At 43.9% G+C, this 18,799-nt stretch carries 13 protein-coding genes; 8 read left to right on the top strand and 5 right to left on the bottom strand.

Annotation, left to right across the window (positions count from 1 at the left end; all coding sequences use genetic code 11):
- Window positions 1-557 precede the first annotated feature (557 nt).
- From ACYUCY_RS08525 to ACYUCY_RS08515, 3 genes are all read right to left on the bottom strand, one after another.
- Window positions 558-2,273, bottom strand: coding sequence for an outer membrane protein assembly factor BamB family protein (locus tag ACYUCY_RS08525; protein ID WP_460226044.1), 1,716 nt, complete (start codon window positions 2,271-2,273; stop codon window positions 558-560).
- 552 nt (window positions 2,274-2,825) lie between these two features.
- The gene (locus tag ACYUCY_RS08520; RefSeq protein ID WP_460226043.1) at window positions 2,826-3,620 is read right to left on the bottom strand and encodes a methyltransferase domain-containing protein; all 795 of its coding nucleotides are present in this window, start codon (window positions 3,618-3,620) and stop codon (window positions 2,826-2,828) included.
- 251 nt (window positions 3,621-3,871) lie between these two features.
- Window positions 3,872-5,089, bottom strand: coding sequence for an NAD(P)/FAD-dependent oxidoreductase (locus tag ACYUCY_RS08515; protein ID WP_460226042.1), 1,218 nt, complete (start codon window positions 5,087-5,089; stop codon window positions 3,872-3,874).
- 553 nt (window positions 5,090-5,642) lie between these two features.
- On the opposite strand from ACYUCY_RS08515, the gene prpB reads away from it, so the two are divergent.
- From prpB to prpD, 3 genes are all read left to right on the top strand, one after another.
- Window positions 5,643-6,524, top strand: a complete 882-nt coding sequence (prpB, locus tag ACYUCY_RS08510; protein ID WP_460226041.1) for a methylisocitrate lyase — start codon at window positions 5,643-5,645, stop codon at window positions 6,522-6,524.
- Between the two features lie 83 nt (window positions 6,525-6,607).
- Entirely contained in the window at window positions 6,608-7,732 is a 1,125-nt protein-coding gene (prpC, locus tag ACYUCY_RS08505; RefSeq protein WP_460226040.1) for a bifunctional 2-methylcitrate synthase/citrate synthase, read from the top strand.
- A 61-nt stretch (window positions 7,733-7,793) separates the two neighbouring features.
- Window positions 7,794-9,242, top strand: coding sequence for a 2-methylcitrate dehydratase (gene prpD / locus ACYUCY_RS08500; RefSeq protein ID WP_460226039.1), 1,449 nt, complete (start codon window positions 7,794-7,796; stop codon window positions 9,240-9,242).
- A gap of 80 nt (window positions 9,243-9,322) precedes the next feature.
- Here prpD and ACYUCY_RS08495 read toward each other — a convergent pair whose 3' ends face one another.
- Window positions 9,323-10,312 carry a GlxA family transcriptional regulator gene (locus tag ACYUCY_RS08495; RefSeq protein ID WP_460226038.1) on the bottom strand — a complete coding sequence of 330 codons (990 nt, stop codon included), beginning with the start codon at window positions 10,310-10,312 and terminating at the stop codon, window positions 9,323-9,325.
- A gap of 201 nt (window positions 10,313-10,513) precedes the next feature.
- Between ACYUCY_RS08495 and ACYUCY_RS08490 the strand changes: the two genes are divergently transcribed.
- The 5 genes from ACYUCY_RS08490 to ACYUCY_RS08470 all read left to right on the top strand — a co-directional run bounded on the left by ACYUCY_RS08490 (window position 10,514) and on the right by ACYUCY_RS08470 (window position 18,191).
- On the top strand, window positions 10,514-12,421 hold the full coding sequence (locus ACYUCY_RS08490) for a beta-ketoacyl synthase (RefSeq protein WP_460226037.1): 1,908 nt from the start codon (window positions 10,514-10,516) through the stop codon (window positions 12,419-12,421).
- Between the two features lie 170 nt (window positions 12,422-12,591).
- Complete coding sequence (locus ACYUCY_RS08485; protein ID WP_460226036.1) at window positions 12,592-13,152, top strand: helix-turn-helix domain-containing protein; 561 nt, start codon at window positions 12,592-12,594, stop codon at window positions 13,150-13,152.
- Window positions 13,153-13,280: 128 nt separating this feature from the next.
- The gene (fadB, locus tag ACYUCY_RS08480; protein WP_460226035.1) at window positions 13,281-15,431 is read left to right on the top strand and encodes a fatty acid oxidation complex subunit alpha FadB; all 2,151 of its coding nucleotides are present in this window, start codon (window positions 13,281-13,283) and stop codon (window positions 15,429-15,431) included.
- Between the two features lie 69 nt (window positions 15,432-15,500).
- Window positions 15,501-16,679 (top strand): acetyl-CoA C-acyltransferase FadA, encoded by a 1,179-nt coding sequence (gene fadA / locus ACYUCY_RS08475; RefSeq protein ID WP_460226034.1) that lies wholly within the window; start codon window positions 15,501-15,503, stop codon window positions 16,677-16,679.
- A gap of 117 nt (window positions 16,680-16,796) precedes the next feature.
- Window positions 16,797-18,191 (top strand): hypothetical protein, encoded by a 1,395-nt coding sequence (locus ACYUCY_RS08470; RefSeq protein ID WP_460226033.1) that lies wholly within the window; start codon window positions 16,797-16,799, stop codon window positions 18,189-18,191.
- Between the two features lie 15 nt (window positions 18,192-18,206).
- On the opposite strand, the gene ACYUCY_RS08465 is transcribed toward ACYUCY_RS08470, so the two are convergent.
- Window positions 18,207-18,503: a DUF6122 family protein gene (locus tag ACYUCY_RS08465; RefSeq protein WP_460226231.1), complete on the bottom strand. Its 297-nt coding sequence runs from the start codon at window positions 18,501-18,503 to the stop codon at window positions 18,207-18,209.
- Window positions 18,504-18,799: the final 296 nt, after the last annotated feature.

Raw genomic sequence — 18,799 nt, 5'->3', positions numbered from 1 at the left:
TTCGGAATTGTTGTATCTGTCTTTAGCATCTCAGCTTACAGACTAAAAACGTTCAGGTGTCCGAGGTGTAAAAGCAGAACAAATCTTTATAAAAGCGAAGCGCATGCGAGCTGGGTAGCTGAGTGCTCTGATTGCGGTATTCGTTGGAAGCTCAACCTGAGTATCGCCGAGACAAGCTTGTGATGAAAAGAGTTGAGGGTATATAAAGATTTGGAAGCTGGAAATGTTGCTCTTGTTGAGTTCTGTGATTCCGACTGAACAAGATTTTCTATACAGATACGAATGACGATGGCGTGACAATTTTTTGATTTGTGATCATAGCGTGCCATCTGAGATGTGGTTTTAAGCTGATGGTGCAGCAAAGAATACAATAATTAAGTTGCTCGCTAAAAATGACATGCGAAACTACCAACATCAATTAGATCTCGAAACAAAAAAGCCCAAGAGAAATCTCCTGGGCTTTAGTTTGTCGTTTTTAAAATGAAGCACTCAGCCAATACCTAGTCGAATATAAGGTAAGGTTTTTATTGTTCTTCATCCCTTTCTTAAAAACTTAATTATTTGCTTGCTGGCCTGTATGCGATCAGCGCATTACCTGCCGTTTGGCCGAAGCTTCGGTAGCCGGAGTTAATTAAAATTAAACCCGCACCGGCTGATATTCCGTGACTATCGATTGAGCCGCCGCTGGCTTCGACGTCGTTAATTGTTTCGACCGGACCAATCGTATCGATACGATTAATCAACTTGCCATTTTCACCGTCTAAAATAAACACTTCGCCACCGAGCGTGCCTGCAATGACGGCGCCATCAACGGTTAAGGGTGCGACAGAAAAACCATATTTTGATTCGCAACTGTTAACGAGTTCGCCGCGCGGACCTTCGCAATTGGCTTTTACTTCGTAAGCCCAAACTTCCTTACCGGTTTTTAAATCCACTGCATACACACCGGGCTTTGGAGTTTGTGAAGTGCCGACGAAGGGATCGCTAATAGGTACATATAAGCGCTCACCATCTGTGGTGATTCCCCAGTGGACTCCGCCTAGTGCTGTGCCTTCACCGAAGCGAATGTTCCATACCAGTTCCCCAGTATTCGCATCCAAAGCCCAGGCATCTCCGGATTTTTGTCCGCCTAAGACCAAGTCTCTGCTATTGACGTCGTTGACGATGATCGCACCCGCCCCAAAATCAAAATCACGCCCTGTGCCTTTGTCGCCTTTAATATTCCACGGGCAATTGGGACCAGAATCTTCTTGGCTGCTGCGGCAGGCCATATTCCAAATGTCGAATTCCATTGCTTGAAAAACCCAGGCTTCCTTACCTGTATCGAGATCGATAGCAATGATAGCGTCCGAGGTGTTGGTACCCGGATGAGAGGTGTTTTCCCCAGTGGTTACGAGTACACGATTACGCTTGGCATCAACCATCGGAAAAGACCAAATCGGGGCGCCCGAGGGGCCACGTTGTTTTACACCCTGAGAAGAAACGCGTCCGTTGTATGTGGCTGTTGGCATGGTGTGGTATTCCCACAATTTACTGCCATCTTTACCCGACAAGGCGACCACTGCGCCATGGCCAACACAACATTCGAAACTAGAGCGCATACCTGCGCCGACACCGGAAGCGGAAATCGGCACAATCACTTTGTTGTCGTAAATCGTTACGCCACCGCGAACGGCTCCACCATTGTCTGACGCTAAGCCATTAGCTTGCCAAATCTTCTCACCATTTTTAGCGTCCACTACCAAGATGTCGCCACTACGGCCGACAGAGACGGCAACCACAGTGCGACCATTTAACTCTCCGATGCTAGGAGTGTTGCGTGAATTGGCTTCGATGCTCCATTGCACGCAACCACTTTCTGCCTCTAAGGCCAATAGGCGCTCGCCACCATTGACGTATAAGGTGTTACCAAGCACTGCGGCGCCGGTGCCATTACCTTGACCGGGAAATCCGATTGCCCAGGCAATTTCCAGATTGGCCAACTCAGCTTTGCTGACTCCCGCTAATTCAGCGCTCAGGCTACGTGTTTGATCTTGGTCGACGTTAAAACCAGCGGCGATAACTTGCTGGCTAGTGTCGACAGTGCTTTTGCCTGCCGGACAAGCAAATTGTTCAGTCCAATCGGACGCTTCTTGAGCCCAAGATGGCGCTGCCAAGCCGCAGGCCAATGCGGCAATCAGATTGTACCCAAGCAGTTTACGCAGAGAGAGCGAGTACTTGGATTGAGTATTGGTCACTTTAAAAGACCTTGGAGTATTCCGCTTAAGCTTCATTGAGTTGTATTCCTTGTATTTATAAATAGCATCGCGAGTTGCTGAAGTTGGCTAATTATTGTTTTGGTAATGATGGTTTTGGACAGGGAGAATAAACATCCTATTTTCACATGTAAACGTAAAATTTGGACAGTCGTTGAAGGAGTAGGTTTGGTTAAGAAATGTTTTTCCTTTCTTTGCCGCCTGATTGTGCTCTTCCAGCTTTTATCAGTAAGTGATAAGAAGGAAATCAATACTTTCCCAAAACAAGTCGTTACAAAAAATAACTAAAAATATTTCCGGGGCCTGTTTAACTAAGTCGGTTCTGCTTTTATCGAAGCACAAAAATTAGTTGCGCTTTGACTCTCGACATAAAAGTATTTTTGATTTGTTTATTACAGGCGTGAAATGAAGGAAAATGTTTTCTTGTTGAACGTTTCGCGGCGGGCTTTTAAATCCGGATGGGCGGTTTAAGTTGGTATACCTAGGTGGCAATGTTTATTTTTCTAGCTGCTAAATTAGCCTAGAGTAAAGACATCGGATTTAGTAGGTTCTCCATATTACTTGCGATTTTTAATGTTTTGGTAGGTTCGCAATAATTACAATTTCGTCACCTTGCCCCATCATGAATTGATATTTAATTTCAAACCCATGTTTGTGAACGATATCGACTGCTTGCTCGAACGTCATTGCTTCGGGGAAAATCCCTTCGCTAATTTTTAGTTGAATGAGGTTTTTCGGCTTAAAACTGAAATGAAAGTTTTTCTGTCGAGTGCAAATATGATCTAAAAGCTCAGTCTGGTGTTTTAGGTAATTAACCACTCCCATACAGATTATATGATCTTCGCCGAGATCGTCAGGGTATTCGAGTTTGTCGAAGTCACAGACGATAGTTCTTTCGTCTCTTGGTGATATATCGCAAGGGAAATAATTTTTAGGTGAAACCAAATATTTTTCAATCAGCATGTTCCCACAGCCAAGATCGAGCAGCGATGCTTCAGGTTTGATGTTATTCGCGATTAGCATAGCGCGTCTATCCCAAACGGGGTTTTCGCAAGCAAAAGTTTTACCATCGATTTTGTACTCCGCTGAGTGATCCGCTGTGTTTGCGATTTGAAAGTTTTGTGTATCTTTTCTAGATTGGTTGTTTCTGTGTTTACGCAAATTATCGGCGAAACTTTTCAAAGAGTTAGATTCGGGGATGAAGCCTAGCTGCTGGAGGCTAGTAGAAAGCAGATTTATAAAATCAACATTTTCGAGACTATAAGGCATGCTGGTTGACGCAAATTTGTGGGCTTCATTCAGTCGGCCCGCTTGCAGAAAGGTGTTGAGAGTATTAATTATTTCTTGTTCGCTGGCGGTCTGCATAACTCGTTATCCTAAATGAGGCTGAAATTTTGTTTGATATAATCAAGCAAACTTCGAGCCAAGCAAATAATGGCGTTAAGCGACGACGAACGCGAAATATATATAGAGAAAATAAAAATAGCGGCAACTTTTTGCCGCTATTGGGCCATTTCGTGCCTAAGGGTTAAACCAAAAATTAAGTCAGGAACTAAAAGAGAGCGGGCCGTGGGAGTAACTATCAATTGAGCTGGTAGTTGATTCAACTATTAAATCTACAGAAGATCCTTAAGATCAAAGCTTTCATTTTCTAAATTATTCACGTCCATCTCCCTTTGTTGTGGTATTAAACGCTTGCTGATCATAAATTCTTGCGGCCTGTTTATACAATCCGTGGCGAGTAATTTTTTGTCTTTTAAATAAAATGCCGCGAAACTTCGACCCTGTTTTTGGTCTCCTCGAATGACAACTTGATCATAGCCGCGATTTAAGCCAGCGATCTGTAATTTTAAATCAAACTGATCCGACCAAAACCAAGGTAGAGAATCGTAAGGTTTTTGTTTTCCACACAGTGTAGCGGCGGCTGTTTTGGCTTGTTCCATCGCATTGGGAACGGACTCTAATCTCAGCTTTCCATAAATTGAGTTTGGGTGATTGGTGCAGTCGCCGGCCGCCACGATATATGGGTCTGAGGTTTGTGCAAACTCATTGACAGAAATGCCGTTGTCTATATCGAGGCCGCTTTCTTCTGCTAGCTCGATATTTGGAATGATGCCGATACCAATGACGACAAGATCAGCTGGGTAGGCGGTATTATCGGAGCAAACTATTGTTTCGACTTTTCCCGAGCTGCCGGTAATTTCGCTAACCGCAACGTTGGTTTTTATCACCACACCTTCCTCGCTGTGAACGCGGGTGTAAAACTCTGAAATTTCTGGCGCCGTTACGCGCTCAAGCACGCGTGGGGCCATTTCCAGAACGGTCACTTCTAAACCACTTTTCCGCAACGAAGCGGCGGTCTCTAAACCGATGTAGCCGCCGCCAATGATGACAGCATTTTTTGCATTGGAAGTACTTGCTTTAATTTTTTTGACGTCACTAATATCTCGTAAATAGTGGACACCCTCTAGTTCGCTTCCTTTTAATTTAACCTTTCGAACTCTAGAGCCGGTACAAATGGCGAGACGGTGATAGGGTAATACGTCTTTGTTTGTTAAAGTAATTGTTTGTGCGCTACGATCAATTTTACCAACACGGGTTCCTAAGCTAACCTTGATGTTATGTTTTTCATAAAGTTTTTCAGGGCGAATCAATAATTCTTCTTCATTTGTTTCGCCAAGTATGTATGTTTTTGAAAGCGGCGGGCGTTGGTAAGGGAGATAATCTTCATCGCCTATGATATGTATTCCGCCTTCCCAGCCTTCTTGTCTGAGTGAAAAAGCAAGTTGGCAAGCCGCATGACTCGCGCCAATAATAATACAGTTGTTTCGCATAGCTAAGTCTCGTAATTAAATTAAAGCTAAAAAGATAAATGAGTCGAATTGTTTTCGCACAGATTGATGCAAATTAAAAAATTGTCTTTGACAGGCGTCAGTAGTCTGCCAATTATTGTTACCGTTGTTTTATTTGTGGCAAGCTGTTTTGTTCAGCTAATGTTATAGATACCTATAAATTATTATGACTTTACTTTTTGCGCTTACTTTATATGTTCGCAATAGTGAGTCTGAGGCTGAACAATTTTATCTATTATCTTCTAGTGTTGGATGATATTTTTAGCTGAATTATTTTCAATATGGTTAACATTACCTTGTTTCGTGCCGTCTAAACGAATAAAATTTGCGCCTCTTTTAATGGCACTATCTTTATCATGGCTTATATTGGTATCGGTAGTGGCTATTCAAGGTGGTGAGTCCGATTAGTTTGCGTTGAAGCTTGCCGTTGAGCTTAATATAGCGTCCGTAATCTTCGCACTATGCCTTCTGCTGAGCTTTATCCTAGCTCTTTTAATACAAACCTATAAGTCTAGATAATAGTTGTGAGTAGTTTATGTCAAATCATCTGTCTCCAGGAAAGAAATTTCGCCAAGCATTGGCAAATAATAAGCCGCTGCAAGTAGTCGGCACTATCAATGCTTATTGCGCAATGTTGGCGAAGACGGCTGGACACCAAGCTATTTATTTGTCTGGTGGTGGTGTTGCTAACGCAAGCTATGGTTTACCCGATTTGGGAATTACCAGCTTGAACGACGTCGTTGCGGACGTACAGCGGATTACTGACGCTTGCGATCTACCACTCTTGGTGGATATCGATACTGGCTGGGGTGGCGCGTTTAATATCGCCAAAGCTATTCAGCAAATGGAAAAAGCTGGAGCGGCAGCAGTACACATTGAAGACCAGGTCGCACAGAAACGTTGTGGTCATCGACCCAATAAAGCCATTGTCAGTCAGTCAGAAATGGTAGATCGAGTGAAGTCGGCTGTTGACGCCAAGCGGGATGCCGATTTTGTCGTAATGGCGCGCACTGATGCTTTAGCCGTAGAGGGTATGGAGGCAGCAATTGAAAGAGCTATTGCTTGTGTTGAAGCGGGAGCTGACGCGATTTTTCCGGAAGCAATGATCGAGCTTTCCCAGTACCGGCAGTTTGTCGATGCGGTTAACGTTCCTGTATTAGCGAACATTACAGAATTTGGTGCAACCCCTTTATTTAATTGCCAAGAGCTTGCTGGGGCCGGCGTTGGGATGGTTTTGTATCCGCTTAGCGCGTTTAGAGCGATGAGTAACGCAGCATTAAATGTTTATAGCTCAATTGCAAATGATGGTGATCAGAAAGCGGTTGTTGATTTAATGCAAACTCGTGAAGAGTTGTATGCCGTGCTGGGGTACCACGAATACGAACAAAAACTCGATGCGCTTTTTAATAAAGAGTAAATGGTCTCTCAACGTATTTTTTAGATAAAGAAAGTTGTTAAATTCAGTTCAAAAATTTTTTAATCATAGGAGTTGGCATCAATATGGTAGATAAGAAGGTAGGTGGCGCAGGTTTGCGTGGACAAGTGGCTGGAGAAACCGCTTTGTGTACAGTTGGTAAAACCGGAACTGGTTTGACTTATCGCGGTTACGATATCAGCGAACTTGCTGAAAAGGCAAAATTTGAAGAAGTCGCGCACTTATTGCTTCGCGGACACTTGCCGAATCAAGCCGAGTTAGATGCCTACAATAAAAAACTAAAATCATTGCGCGGTCTTCCACAACCCTTAAAAGAAATTTTGGAACGTATACCTGCGGATGCTCATCCAATGGACGTTATGCGCACCGGTTGTTCGGTGTTGGGTAATTTAGAAACTGAAGAAAATTTTTCACAGCAAGATGATGCTGTTGATAGATTGCTTGCCGCATTCCCGTCAATTATTTGTTATTGGTACCAGTTTTCTCATAATGGAAAAAGAATTGAGACCGAAACGGACGACGAAAGTATCGGCGCACACTTTCTTCATATGTTAAGCGGCAAGAAGCCTGACGAACTTTTTACTCAAGTGATGCACGTATCCTTAATTTTGTATGCTGAGCATGAGTTTAATGCTTCAACATTTACGGCGCGAGTTTGCGCTTCGACGCTATCTGATATGCATTCTTGTGTTACCGGTGCTATCGGCACCTTGCGTGGTCCTTTGCATGGTGGTGCGAATGAGGCGGCCATGGATATGATTCAGCAATGGGGTTCTGCTGATGAAGCCGAGCGTGAAATTATGGGTATGTTGGAACGCAAAGAAAAAATTATGGGTTTTGGCCATGCGATTTATCGTGAATCAGATCCGCGTAATACCATCATCAAAAAATGGTCAGAGCAACTTGCCGATCTTGTTGGAGATAAGGTGCTGTATCCAGTGTCGGTTCGCTGTGAAGAAGTAATGTGGCGAGAGAAAAAATTATTCTGTAACGCCGATTTCTTTCATGCCTCTGCCTATCATTTCATGGGTATTCCCACCAAATTGTTTACACCGATATTTGTGATGTCCCGACTCACCGGCTGGGCGGCACACGTGAAAGAGCAGCGTAGTAATAATAGAATCATCAGGCCCAGCGCAGATTACACAGGCCCTGAAACCGCAACATGGGTGGATATCAGTAAGCGTTAGTTGCTTTACATTGTTAAAAGTTTTTAGCTCAGAAATTTATTTTTTATTGAAAGGGTAAGTCATGTCAGCGAATGTAGATTTAAATCAGCGCCCCGCGCCTGATCAAGAATTGGTAGATATTGCAAAGTATGTTGCCAATTATGTTATTAATTCAGATGAAGCTTACGACACCGCGCGTAATTGCTTAATGGATACCTTGGGTTGCGGTTTGTTAGCGTTGCGTTTTCCCGAGTGTACAAAATTATTAGGCCCTATTGTTGAAGGAACAGTTGTGCCAAACGGTGCGCGAGTTCCCGGTACGCAATTGCGTTTAGATCCAATAAAAGCGGCGTGGGACATCGGTTGTATTATTCGTTGGTTGGACTACAACGATACTTGGTTGGCGGCGGAGTGGGGACATCCTTCAGATAACTTGGGCGGAATTTTAGCCGTTGCTGATTATCTTTCGCAGAAAAATATTGCTGCAGGTAAAGAACCCCTAACCATGCGCGACGTGCTCACTGCAATGATTAAAGCGCACGAGATTCAGGGTGTGATCGCTTTGGAAAATAGTTTTAATCGTGTTGGTTTGTGTCATGTCTTGTTGGTGCGAGTTGCAACGACTGCCGTTATTACCCATATGATGGGCGGAACTGAGCAGCAAATCATTGATGCTTTGTCGCACGCGTGGCTTGACGGTTCGAGTTTGCGTACCTATCGACATGCGCCAAACGCTGGGCCGAGAAAATCTTGGGCGGCGGGCGACGCAACGTCTCGCGGAGTACGCTTGGCCGATTTAACGATGCGCGGTGAAATTGGTTATCCCAGTGTGTTAAGTGCAAAAACCTGGGGCTTTCAGGATGTGTCCTTTAAAGGTAAGAAGTTAGAGTTCACTCGATCATACGAAAGTTATGTGATGGAAAATATATTATTTAAAATTTCTTTCCCCGCTGAATTCCATTCACAAACGGCTGCTGAAGCCGCGGTTACATTGCATCCTTTAGTAAAAGATCGTTTAGCTGAGATTGATAAAATTGTCATTACCACACATGAATCGGCCATTCGAATTATTAGTAAAGTGGGTCCGTTGAATAATCCGGCGGATCGCGATCACTGCTTGCAATACATGACTGCTGTGCCGTTAATCTTTGGTGATCTTATTGCAGAAAATTACGAAGATAGTTTCCATGCTGCCAATCCTTTGATCGACGAGTTGCGTGAGAAAATGGAAATCGTTGAAGACAAGCGCTACAGCGAAGAATATCTTGAAGCGGACAAGCGTTCTATCGCCAATGCCTTGCAGGTGTTTTTTAAAGACGGTACTTCAACTGATCGAATCGAAGTTGAATATCCGATTGGTCACCGCCGTCGTCGTAAAGACGGTATTCCTTTGTTGGAAAGTAAATTTAAAAATAATCTGGCTACACGTTTTCCCGCTGCAAGAAGTGAAAAAATATTCGCCTTGTGTAAGGATGCAGAAAAGCTGTCAAATACACCAGTAAACGAATTTATGGATTTGTTGGTAATCTAAAATTGCTTATTCAATGTATCCGTTAAGGCGCTCATCGAGCGCCTTTTTTGTAGGTTTTTTATCTTTAAGGGTGGTTTTCCTTAAAGTTGGAACAGTTTAGCCCGAACCGTAGTGCGGTAATCTTGCGGGGTGGCGTGATACAGTTTTTTAAATAATGCAGAAAAATGTCCAAGATCTTGGTAGCCGACATTGTAAGCAATTTCACTAACGTTAAGATTGCTTGCTTGAAGTAAATCCCGTGCAGTTGCCATGCGAATTTCTTGTAAGTACTGCAATGGCGATTTCCCCGTGGCTAATTTAAAGCGCCTATTAAAAGATCTCACGCTCATGTCAAATTGCTTTGCAAGTTCGGCGAGAATAATTTCTTTTTGGTAGTTATCCTGTAGCCAAATTTGAATCTGCAGTACGGTCTCATCGGCGTGTTTATTGGTGCTGCCTTCGAAATAACGCATGCTTTCGTAGGGTTGGCGAATTTCATGAGAAAAATTCCGTTCTACTTGGTGGGCAATATCCTTACCAAAAATATCTTGGATAAAGTGCACGGTTAAATCTGCTAGTGAGTTCAAACTTGCCGCACAGTATGTTTCGTCGGCTTGGGTAATAAAAAAATCCCGCTTTAATTTCACCTTCGGGTAATCTTGCTCAAAGCGATCGAAATAATGCCAATGTGTTGTCGCTGGTTTTCCATCTAGCAAACCAGCTTCAGCGAGAAAGCAGCAACCAGTGCCGACTCCAGCAATCGTTGCGCCTGCTAAAGACGCTTTTTTTAACCAGTCAATCACAGAGTAATTCTTTAAAACGATAGGTCTCGGATTTCGCCACAACGCCGGCACATAAATAATGTCGCCAGTTTCTGGGTTTTGTAATTTGCGATCTGGCTTGATGGCGAAGCCAGCTTGGGTGCGAACGGCTCGTTGCTGCGTCGCGACTCTAACAATGTTGAGTGCGGGAGAAGGGTGGCGTTTGCCGCGTGCAATGCTCTCTGCTGCAAGCAGCATTTCAGCCGGCAAAGTAGCGCTAGTTGCGAGCATATCCTCTACCAATAAGAATTGAATTCGGCGCTGGTTCATCCTCACCTCGGATAATGTGTTTATTGCTTGATAAGCTTGCCGCTATCTGAAAAAGCGTGTGGACAACAAAATGGCCAAAATACCACACTTAATTGCCAGAATGCCAATATAAATACCTAAGCATCACCGTACACTAGTCGACAACGTTGTCTCGATCCTGATCTGGCAATCCTGCCGAAATTAAATTGATGCGGAATATTAATGTCTAATAGCAAGTTACCTGTGATTGTTGGTTTTGGCGGTTTTAATGCGGCTGGTCGTAGTTCGTTTCATCACGGCTATCACCGAATGATTATGGAAAGCTTGTCAGAGCAACAGTCAAATCAAACCGTCGCAGATCTCGCGGTGCTCACCGGCATGGTGAAAAGCGTCGGCGATAAATTTGAAGATAGTGACGGCAAGCAATTGTCATTGCAGCAGGTAGGATCGCTATATCGCGAAGCGATTGAAGCGGCTACTCTCGTCCGCCGTATTGAAGGTCATCATTTCAATGCTGATGCCGTTCACTGGCACAAGAATTTATCGTTGCAAGCGAACGACGGCGGGTCATTTACTTTCACCACTCTAAGTAAGCAATTGCCTGAGCCGCTGCCCGCAAACTGGCATGTTGAACAGTTGGTTGACGGTAACGTCAAGGTAGAGGTGAAGGGTGGCTTTGAATGTAAGGTTGATAGTTATCGATCTCTTCCGGTGCAGTCTGGTGGGCAACTACCAACAGGTTTTGACCCTGCCAGTCTCTATAATTCTCGCTATCATCCACGTGGGTTACAAATGGCGGTTACCGGTGCTTCTGATGCCGTGCATTCTTTGGGTATTGATTGGCAGACGGTTGTTTCCGCGGTACGCCCTGACGAGATTGGCGTTTACGCCGGCAGCGTACTCAGCCAGCTAGATGAGTTTAGTAACATCGGTTTAATTCAAACGCGCCTGAAAGGTGGACGTGTTTCTTCCAAGCAATTAGCAATGGGCATGAGCACGATGCCGGGCGATTTCATTAATGCTTACGTTTTGGGTAGCGTGGGGACAACCGGTGGTGCTGTTGGCGCCTGTGCGACCTTTCTATATACCCTTCGTCAAGGTATGGAGGACATTCAAAGCGGTCGGCGTCGTGTGGTTTTGGTGGGTGCTAGCGAGGCTGCAATCTCTCCAGAAGTCCTCGAAGGTTTTAATGCGATGAGTGCTTTAGCGAGTGACGCTAATCTTCGTTATCTCGATAAGACCGATCATGTGGATTACCGCCGCGCGTGTCGGCCCTTTGCAGAAAATTGCGGATTCGTTGTCGGTGAATCGGCGCAGTACATCATGCTTATGGACGATGCCTTAGCGATTGAACTTGGCGCTGATATTTACGGCGCGGTTCCCAATGCTTTCATCAATGCGGATGGCTTTAAAAAATCTATATCTGCACCAGGGTCGGGTAACTATATAACTTTGGCGAAAAGCGTTGCTTCAGCACAAGCAATTCTAGGTGAAGAAGCGATTCAAAAGCGTAGCTTTCTTCAGGCTCATGGTTCGGGAACACCACAAAATCGCGTCACTGAATCGTTGATTTTTGACAAAGTTGCGAAAAATTTTGGTATTGAACGCTGGCCTTTGGCGGCGGTTAAAGCCTATGTCGGACATTCCATTGGCCCCGCTAGTGCAGACCAGTTGGTTGCAACCTTGGGAGTATACAAACACGGGATTTTGCCTGGCATCAAAACCATTAGCGAAGTTGCAGATGACGTCTATGCTGAGCGACTTGGCATATCCAATAAAGACCAAGAATTTGAGCAAGCTCCCGAGGTGTCCTTTTTGAATTCAAAAGGTTTCGGTGGCAACAACGCGACTGCGGCGGTGTTATCGCCCCAAGTTGTCGAAAAAATGTTGGCGAAGCGTTACGGGAGTAAGGCTTTTACTGCCTATCAAAAACAGCGTGAGGGCGTTCGTGAGAAGGCGGCTGCTTATGATCAGCGCGCGAGTAAAGGACAATTCGATACCATTTATGGCTTTGGTCAAAACATGATTGATGAGTCAGCAATTGAATTAAGTACTACCGAATTAAAAGTGCCCGGGTTTAAGAATGCCGTATCGTTGGAGGCTGAAAACCCCTATCAAGACATGACCTAGTGAGTCGTTAAGCAAGGCTAGGTACTAGAGACTATTTAGTCTTGCTCAAAGGCTCTTTCAATTGGCAAAACCGAGCAGTTTTTTTTTGACTTTTTGCTCTGCAATGGTCGCTTTTTGCTCGTCCTCTCAGTATATTGTCCGCTTCTTTAGCATTAAGAAAATCAAATGATATGAATAGCGATGTTGGCGCGCGCATGCTCGTCTTGCGCAAACTTAATGGTTGGTCTCAGCGTCAATTAGCGAAGCGCTCAGGCGTACCCCATAGTGCAATATCAATGATCGAACATGGTCAAGTTAGCCCTTCAATTAACTCCCTTAAAAAAGTACTCGACGGTGTGCCAATATCATTGGCAGATTTTTTTTCCCTCGATCTGAATATTCAAATCAAAGTTTTTTTTAACCAGCAGGAAACTTTGGAGCAATCAGATGACTCAGTTCGACGCTGGCGATTAAAAACCAAGGGTCAAGATCAGGCTGTGGAAATGGTTCGCGCGAGCTTCCCTGCAGGCGAAAGTAGTGGTGATGAGCTATTAATTAATAAAGGTGAATTGATAGGATATGTGACCATAGGCACCATTGAGTTGTCTATCGGTGGAAATGCGGAAGTATTACATCTTGGTGATGGGTTTTATTTTGAGAGACGACGCCCACATCGTTTTGTTAATCGAAGTGATAGTGTCGCGGAAATCGTTTATACGATAGTGCCGCCCCGCGATCGTCGTAAAAAATAATTGAAACACGGTCGCAAAGCTGACTCAGTAGTGATATTTCGTTCAGGGTACGCATTATAAGTCCAAGATGATTAAAGAATTAATTTTAAAAAGTTGTAGAAAGACACAAATTATTAGTGAGGTTAACAATGATATTTAAAGGGAATGCAGTAACAGTTTCGTTACTCGATGATCAAATAGCTGAGTTGTCATTCGACTTGGCCGGTGCTTCGGTTAACACCTTTAATTCCGCTGTGGTAAAAGAACTTTCTCAAGCCATCACAGCAATCGAAGAGGACAGTTCGATAAAAGGTGTGATCGCGACAAGTGCAAAGAGTGTTTTTATTGTTGGTGCCGATATTACTGAATTCGGTGGCGTTTTTGATGCGGGTCCTGAAGCGATTGCCGCGATGCTGCAAGAAAACAATACGAACAATAATCGCCTAGAAGACTTAAAAGTCCCGGTAGTTGTTGCAATCAACGGTTTTGCATTAGGTGGAGGTTTGGAGTTCGCATTAGCCTGCGATTTCCGCATTGCTAGCACTGCCGCCAAAGTCGGTTTGCCAGAATCTAAATTAGGCCTGTTACCTGGTTGGGGCGGCACAGTTCGTCTACCTCGTGTAGCCGGTGTTGATACCGCTGTTAGTTGGATTGCCAGTGGACAAGAACAAAGACCAGCAGAAGCGTTAAAAGCCGGAGTTCTCGATGCTGTTGTTGAACCGGAAAAATTACGGGAAGCAGCGCTTCATACGGTGAAACAATGTATTGCGGGTAAATTGGATTATGCAAAACGTCGCGAACAAAAACGTTCGCCTATGCCATTGAATATGATGGAAACAATGATGGCATTTGAAACCTCGAAAGCGTTTGTTGGTGGTATGGCAGGTAAAAATTATCCTGCGCCGGTCACTGCTGTAGCAGCGATGCAAAAAGCCAGCACCCAAGATCGGGATGGTGCATTAAAAATTGAAACAGAGGCATTTGTAAAATTAGCGCAAACGTCTGAAGCGCGTGCTCTGGTCGGCATTTTTCTTAACGATCAACTGTTGTCGAAAAAAGCAAAAAGTTGGGAAAAGAAAGCCGATAAAAAAATTGCTAGAGCGGCGGTACTAGGTGCAGGGATTATGGGTGGCGGAATCGCTTATCAATCTGCATTAAAAGGTACGCCCATCATCATGAAAGATATCAACCAAGCGGGCATCGACTTGGGTCTCAGCGAAGCAAATAAATTGCTCACCAAGCGCGTTGATCGTGGCCGTATGACCGCCAGCAAAATGGGCGAAGTACTGACGAAAATTGATTCATCTATGGATTATGGCAGTTTTGATAGCGTCGATATTGTTGTTGAAGCGGTTGTTGAAAATCCAAAAATTAAACATGCCGTATTGGCAGAAGTGGAAACCAAGGTGTCGGACGACACGATAGTCGCAAGTAATACTTCAACAATATCAATAGACTTTTTAGCCCAGCCGTTAAAGCGGCCAGAAAATTTTTGTGGTATGCATTTTTTCAACCCGGTTCACGCGATGCCCTTGGTTGAAGTGATTCGCGGAACGAAAACCTCCGATAAAGCCATTGCTCGTACTGTTGCTTATGCGAATGCGATGGGTAAAAAACCTGTCGTTATCAAAGATTGCCCAGGGTTTTTGGTTAACCGAGTGCTGTTTCCTTATTTTGCGGGCTTTTCAATGTTAGTGCGCGATGGTGCAGACTTCCAACAAGTCGATAAGGTCATGGAGCGCTGGGGGTGGCCTATGGGCCCAGCTTATTTACTCGATGTCGTGGGTTTGGATACCGGTGTTCATGCTGCCAATGTAATGGCGGAAGGTTTTCCCGATCGTATGTCAAAAGAATTTAAAGATTGTATTGAAGTGCTTTTTGAAAATGATCGATTGGGTCAGAAAAATAGTAAAGGTTTTTATAACTACGAGCTGGATAAAAAAGGCAAGCCCAAAAAAGTAGTTACCGAAGAGTCTTATGCACTCATAAAGCCCCACGTTGCGGAATCGAAGTCATTTGAAGATGAAGAGATTATCGCTCGTATGATGGTGCCAATGGCTACAGAATTAGCCCGCTGTCTCGACGAGGGAATTATTGAGTCCGCTGCAGAAGCCGATATGGCCTTAGTTTACGGAATTGGTTTTCCTCCCTTTCGCGGTGGATTGTTCAGTTGGATAGATTCTATCGGTGCAGAGGCGATGTGTGCTATGTCTGACAAGCATAAAGATCTCGGAAAAATTTATGAAGCCACGCAATCGATGCGAGACATGGCTAAAGAAAACGGAAAGTATTTTCCATAGTTGTACTTATTATTTGAATCTAATTTTATAAATTTGAAGTCTGACAATATTGTCAGTTAGGAGAACAAGGTGGGTTTAAATCCAAGAGACGCAGTGATTGTAGATTATGGCCGCAGCGCAATGGGTCGGTCCAAAAACGGCTGTTTTCGCAACACCCGTGGCGATACCATCTCCGCAGCCATCGTTAGTGAGTTATTGAAAAACAATGAGGCACTTGATCCAGAATTAGTTGACGATTTTATCTGGGGTTGTGTGATCCAGCGCGGAGAGAATGGTTTTAACGTTGGCCGTAATATTTGGCTGTTAGCTGGCTTGCCGCATACCGTGCCCGGTCAAACTATTAATCGCTTGTGTGGTTCGTCAATGAGTGCGATCCATATCGCTACCGCGAATATTAATTCTGGGCAAGGCGATGTTTATGTAGTCGGTGGTGTTGAACATTTAGGTCACTTACCTATGACGGATGACGTTGATCCCAATCCTTTGCTTGGACGATCAGTTGCAAAAGCTGCAGGCAGTATGGGGATGACTGCTGAATACTTGGCGATGCTGCACGGTATAAAACGTGAAGATATGGATAGCTTTGCCGTACGCTCTCATCAATTAGCGGCGAAAGCGCGAGAAGCGGGAAAATTTGCAAAAGAAATCATTCCGGTAGCAGGGCATGATGAAAACGGTTATCCGGTGATGATTGAGCACGATGAGACTATTCGTCCCGACACTAGCGTAGAAGCTCTCGCACAATTGCGTCCGGTGTTCGATCCCAAAAATGGCAAGGTTACCGCAGGCACTTCATCGCAACTGTCTGATGGCGCTTCGGTTATGTTAGTTATGTCCGCAGAAAAAGCCCAGGCTTTAGGTTTGAAACCATTGGCTAAAATAATTTCAACCGGGTTAGCAGGAGTTGATCCATCAATTATGGGTTATGGTCCGGTACCGGCAACGAAAAAAGCCTTGAAAAAAATCGACATGAAAATCGAAAACATCGATGTGGTTGAACTTAACGAAGCATTCGCAGCGCAAAGTTTACCCGTACTAAAAGATTTGAAATTATTGGATAGTATGGAAGATAAAGTCAATTTGCATGGCGGTGCGATTGCTTTAGGTCATCCTCTTGGCTGTTCAGGGACACGGATAACGGGTTCTTTGTTAACTGTAATGAAAGAAAAAGATGCGACTTTTGGTTTGTCGACAATGTGTATTGGTATGGGGCAGGGTATTAGCACCATCGTTGAAAGGCTTGATTAAAGTTAGCATAGAGCGAAATGAAAACATTTAGATCCCCTCTTGTGAGGGGATTCTTGTTTGGGTTCATTCAAAAGGTAAGTTAAAACCATTCAGTAATACGGCAATTGTGATTATTCAGTGATTGAGTTTATTAAAAGTGAAAAACCTGAGCTAAGCTTCGAGCAAGAACTAAAAAAGTTTCTTAGCTCTGGCTCACGCGCTCATTGTTTTGCGCTCAAATATAATTTCATCCAGACTTACTTGCCTGGTAATCCTGCTGTTGCGCTGCTCGCCGTAGTGTTCGTCGAGAAATCCCAGCAGTCTTCGGGTGCTGTATTACAGGTTTTTATTTCTGACGATCTCTCGCTTGAAGCTGAAATTGCTACTTCGAATTTTGATTTGAATTCAATGAGGCAATATTGCGCGGACAAAGGTTTAGCCTGTTTAAATCTAAATCGTCCCTTGCGCCTAGATGTTGTAAAGATTTCTAAGCCTTGGGGACAGGAGATTTGGTATACCGGAATAGAAGAGCGTGGACAATCTAGTGTCGTTGACGAATTTGGCAATTCACTTCCTTTGCCTTGGTTGTTTTCCCTCGCTTCTGAGACTCTTCTGGCTCGACACAAAAACTTAATTTTGTTGAAGATATTAGATCCGTTACCGGAACCGGTTTTTGGTGATTTATATTTTGAACTCCATGAAGAGAAGCGCGAGGTCTACGTTGTTACCAATGTCGACGCTCAGGCATGGCCCAATGGTAAAGGAGGTATTCGTTTTGGCTTTGATCAGGTTAAGCGTCGCTCCTATGCTAATGATGAAGCTTTTAAGGCAGGCTATGTCTCTTCTGTAAATGAATATCGTGTTGTGCGTGAAGCTATCGATGCACAAATAGACGGCATCAAACAGAAAAATAATATTGCTTTAGATGCACCTCTCAATTGCGATACTTTGAAAAGTTGGCTCGCTGAAATATCTGCAGAGTTGCGCGAAGATGAGAAAGTGCTGCGTGAAGAGATGGAAAGTTTTATTCATGTTGCGCCCTTGTCAGTTGGTGATGTTGTTAAAGTGCCGCATTTAACCCCCCATTCATTGCTCCACGGCGTCCGAACTATTGAATTTCAAACACCGGTCTATGAACGAAAAATTTTATCCTTCGCACAAAAGGTTTTGACTCAGCAACATTGGGATACAGAAGAAGCGATAAAAAACGTTGAGCTAGATACGAAGGCACTTGCATCATTAACAACGAAATTAGAAAGCGATTCGGCAACGATTGAAGAAATTGTTAGCTTCGACGATTTTATTGTTGATCGTATTACGCTTAAAGATGATGCAGTATTTAATTATGTTTGCGATTCCAGCAATTATCATTTGGTAGTCGGTGTCAGCGGTCTTTGCAGTATTGATGGTGCTGAACTCGGCGCTGAAAATGCAGTGTTAATTGCTGCTGGATCAAGTGAGATTCAGTTGCGAAAATTAGAGAATAATTCCAAACAGGCACTCGCTATTATTCTTATTGCGAGACCACGTTAAAGTTTACTTCGCCTTTTACACCCAGCAGTCGATTCCATCCAGCGCCACGTGAATGAGTAAACCAACTCCAATCCAGCGTGTTTTCGGAAAGATACTTAATCCACTATAAAAAATGATCGGTACTATCGTGTGTAAGGGATGAAAGCCGATGCTGCATCGCTGCGGGTCGTAAATTGGTGTTGCGAACAGGTGATCTAAATCGATCAGCATTGTAATCATTAGCAAGGCGAAGACTTTAACTCTACGTTCCTTTTTTACGAAAACGAATACGGTTATCAGCGGAACCAGAAAATGTAATAAGAGGTGAAAAATGGTCTTTCCTTGCCTATGTTTAGAGCATTGCTAAGCTAAGTCACTGAGAATATTGCCAAAAACAACCTAGTCAAATTTTCGTTGGCAGGATTTTATCGACAATAATCTGGAAAAACAGCAAAAAAATGTGAATTGTTGGGTTTTCACTCGACCTCAACAGCGCAAATCCTTATAGTACGCCCCTTTTTTCGATCGTCTCCCGCAAAAGCCCTTTAGTTTTAGGCGCTATAGATCGGGGGAACGTCATTTTACTTTCATCAGCACTTACACGAATCATTACTGTTTAGGATATCCCT

This window comes from Aurantivibrio infirmus (genome assembly GCF_054767315.1).
The sequence above is the reverse complement of the archived record's forward strand: the minus strand, read 5'-3'. Positions and strand labels throughout refer to the sequence as shown.

Coding starts and splice junctions, on each gene's coding strand:
- prpC (WP_460226040.1), top strand. CDS start 6,608: ATGGTAGATAAGAAGGTAGGTGGCGCAGGTTTGCGTGGACAAGTGGCT.
- prpD (WP_460226039.1), top strand. CDS start 7,794: ATGTCAGCGAATGTAGATTTAAATCAGCGCCCCGCGCCTGATCAAGAA.
- ACYUCY_RS08490 (WP_460226037.1), top strand. CDS start 10,514: ATGTCTAATAGCAAGTTACCTGTGATTGTTGGTTTTGGCGGTTTTAAT.
- ACYUCY_RS08515 (WP_460226042.1), bottom strand. CDS start 5,089: ATGCGAAACAACTGTATTATTATTGGCGCGAGTCATGCGGCTTGCCAA.
- ACYUCY_RS08525 (WP_460226044.1), bottom strand. CDS start 2,273: ATGAAGCTTAAGCGGAATACTCCAAGGTCTTTTAAAGTGACCAATACT.
- fadB (WP_460226035.1), top strand. CDS start 13,281: ATGATATTTAAAGGGAATGCAGTAACAGTTTCGTTACTCGATGATCAA.
- ACYUCY_RS08520 (WP_460226043.1), bottom strand. CDS start 3,620: ATGCAGACCGCCAGCGAACAAGAAATAATTAATACTCTCAACACCTTT.
- ACYUCY_RS08485 (WP_460226036.1), top strand. CDS start 12,592: ATGAATAGCGATGTTGGCGCGCGCATGCTCGTCTTGCGCAAACTTAAT.
- ACYUCY_RS08495 (WP_460226038.1), bottom strand. CDS start 10,312: ATGAACCAGCGCCGAATTCAATTCTTATTGGTAGAGGATATGCTCGCA.
- prpB (WP_460226041.1), top strand. CDS start 5,643: ATGTCAAATCATCTGTCTCCAGGAAAGAAATTTCGCCAAGCATTGGCA.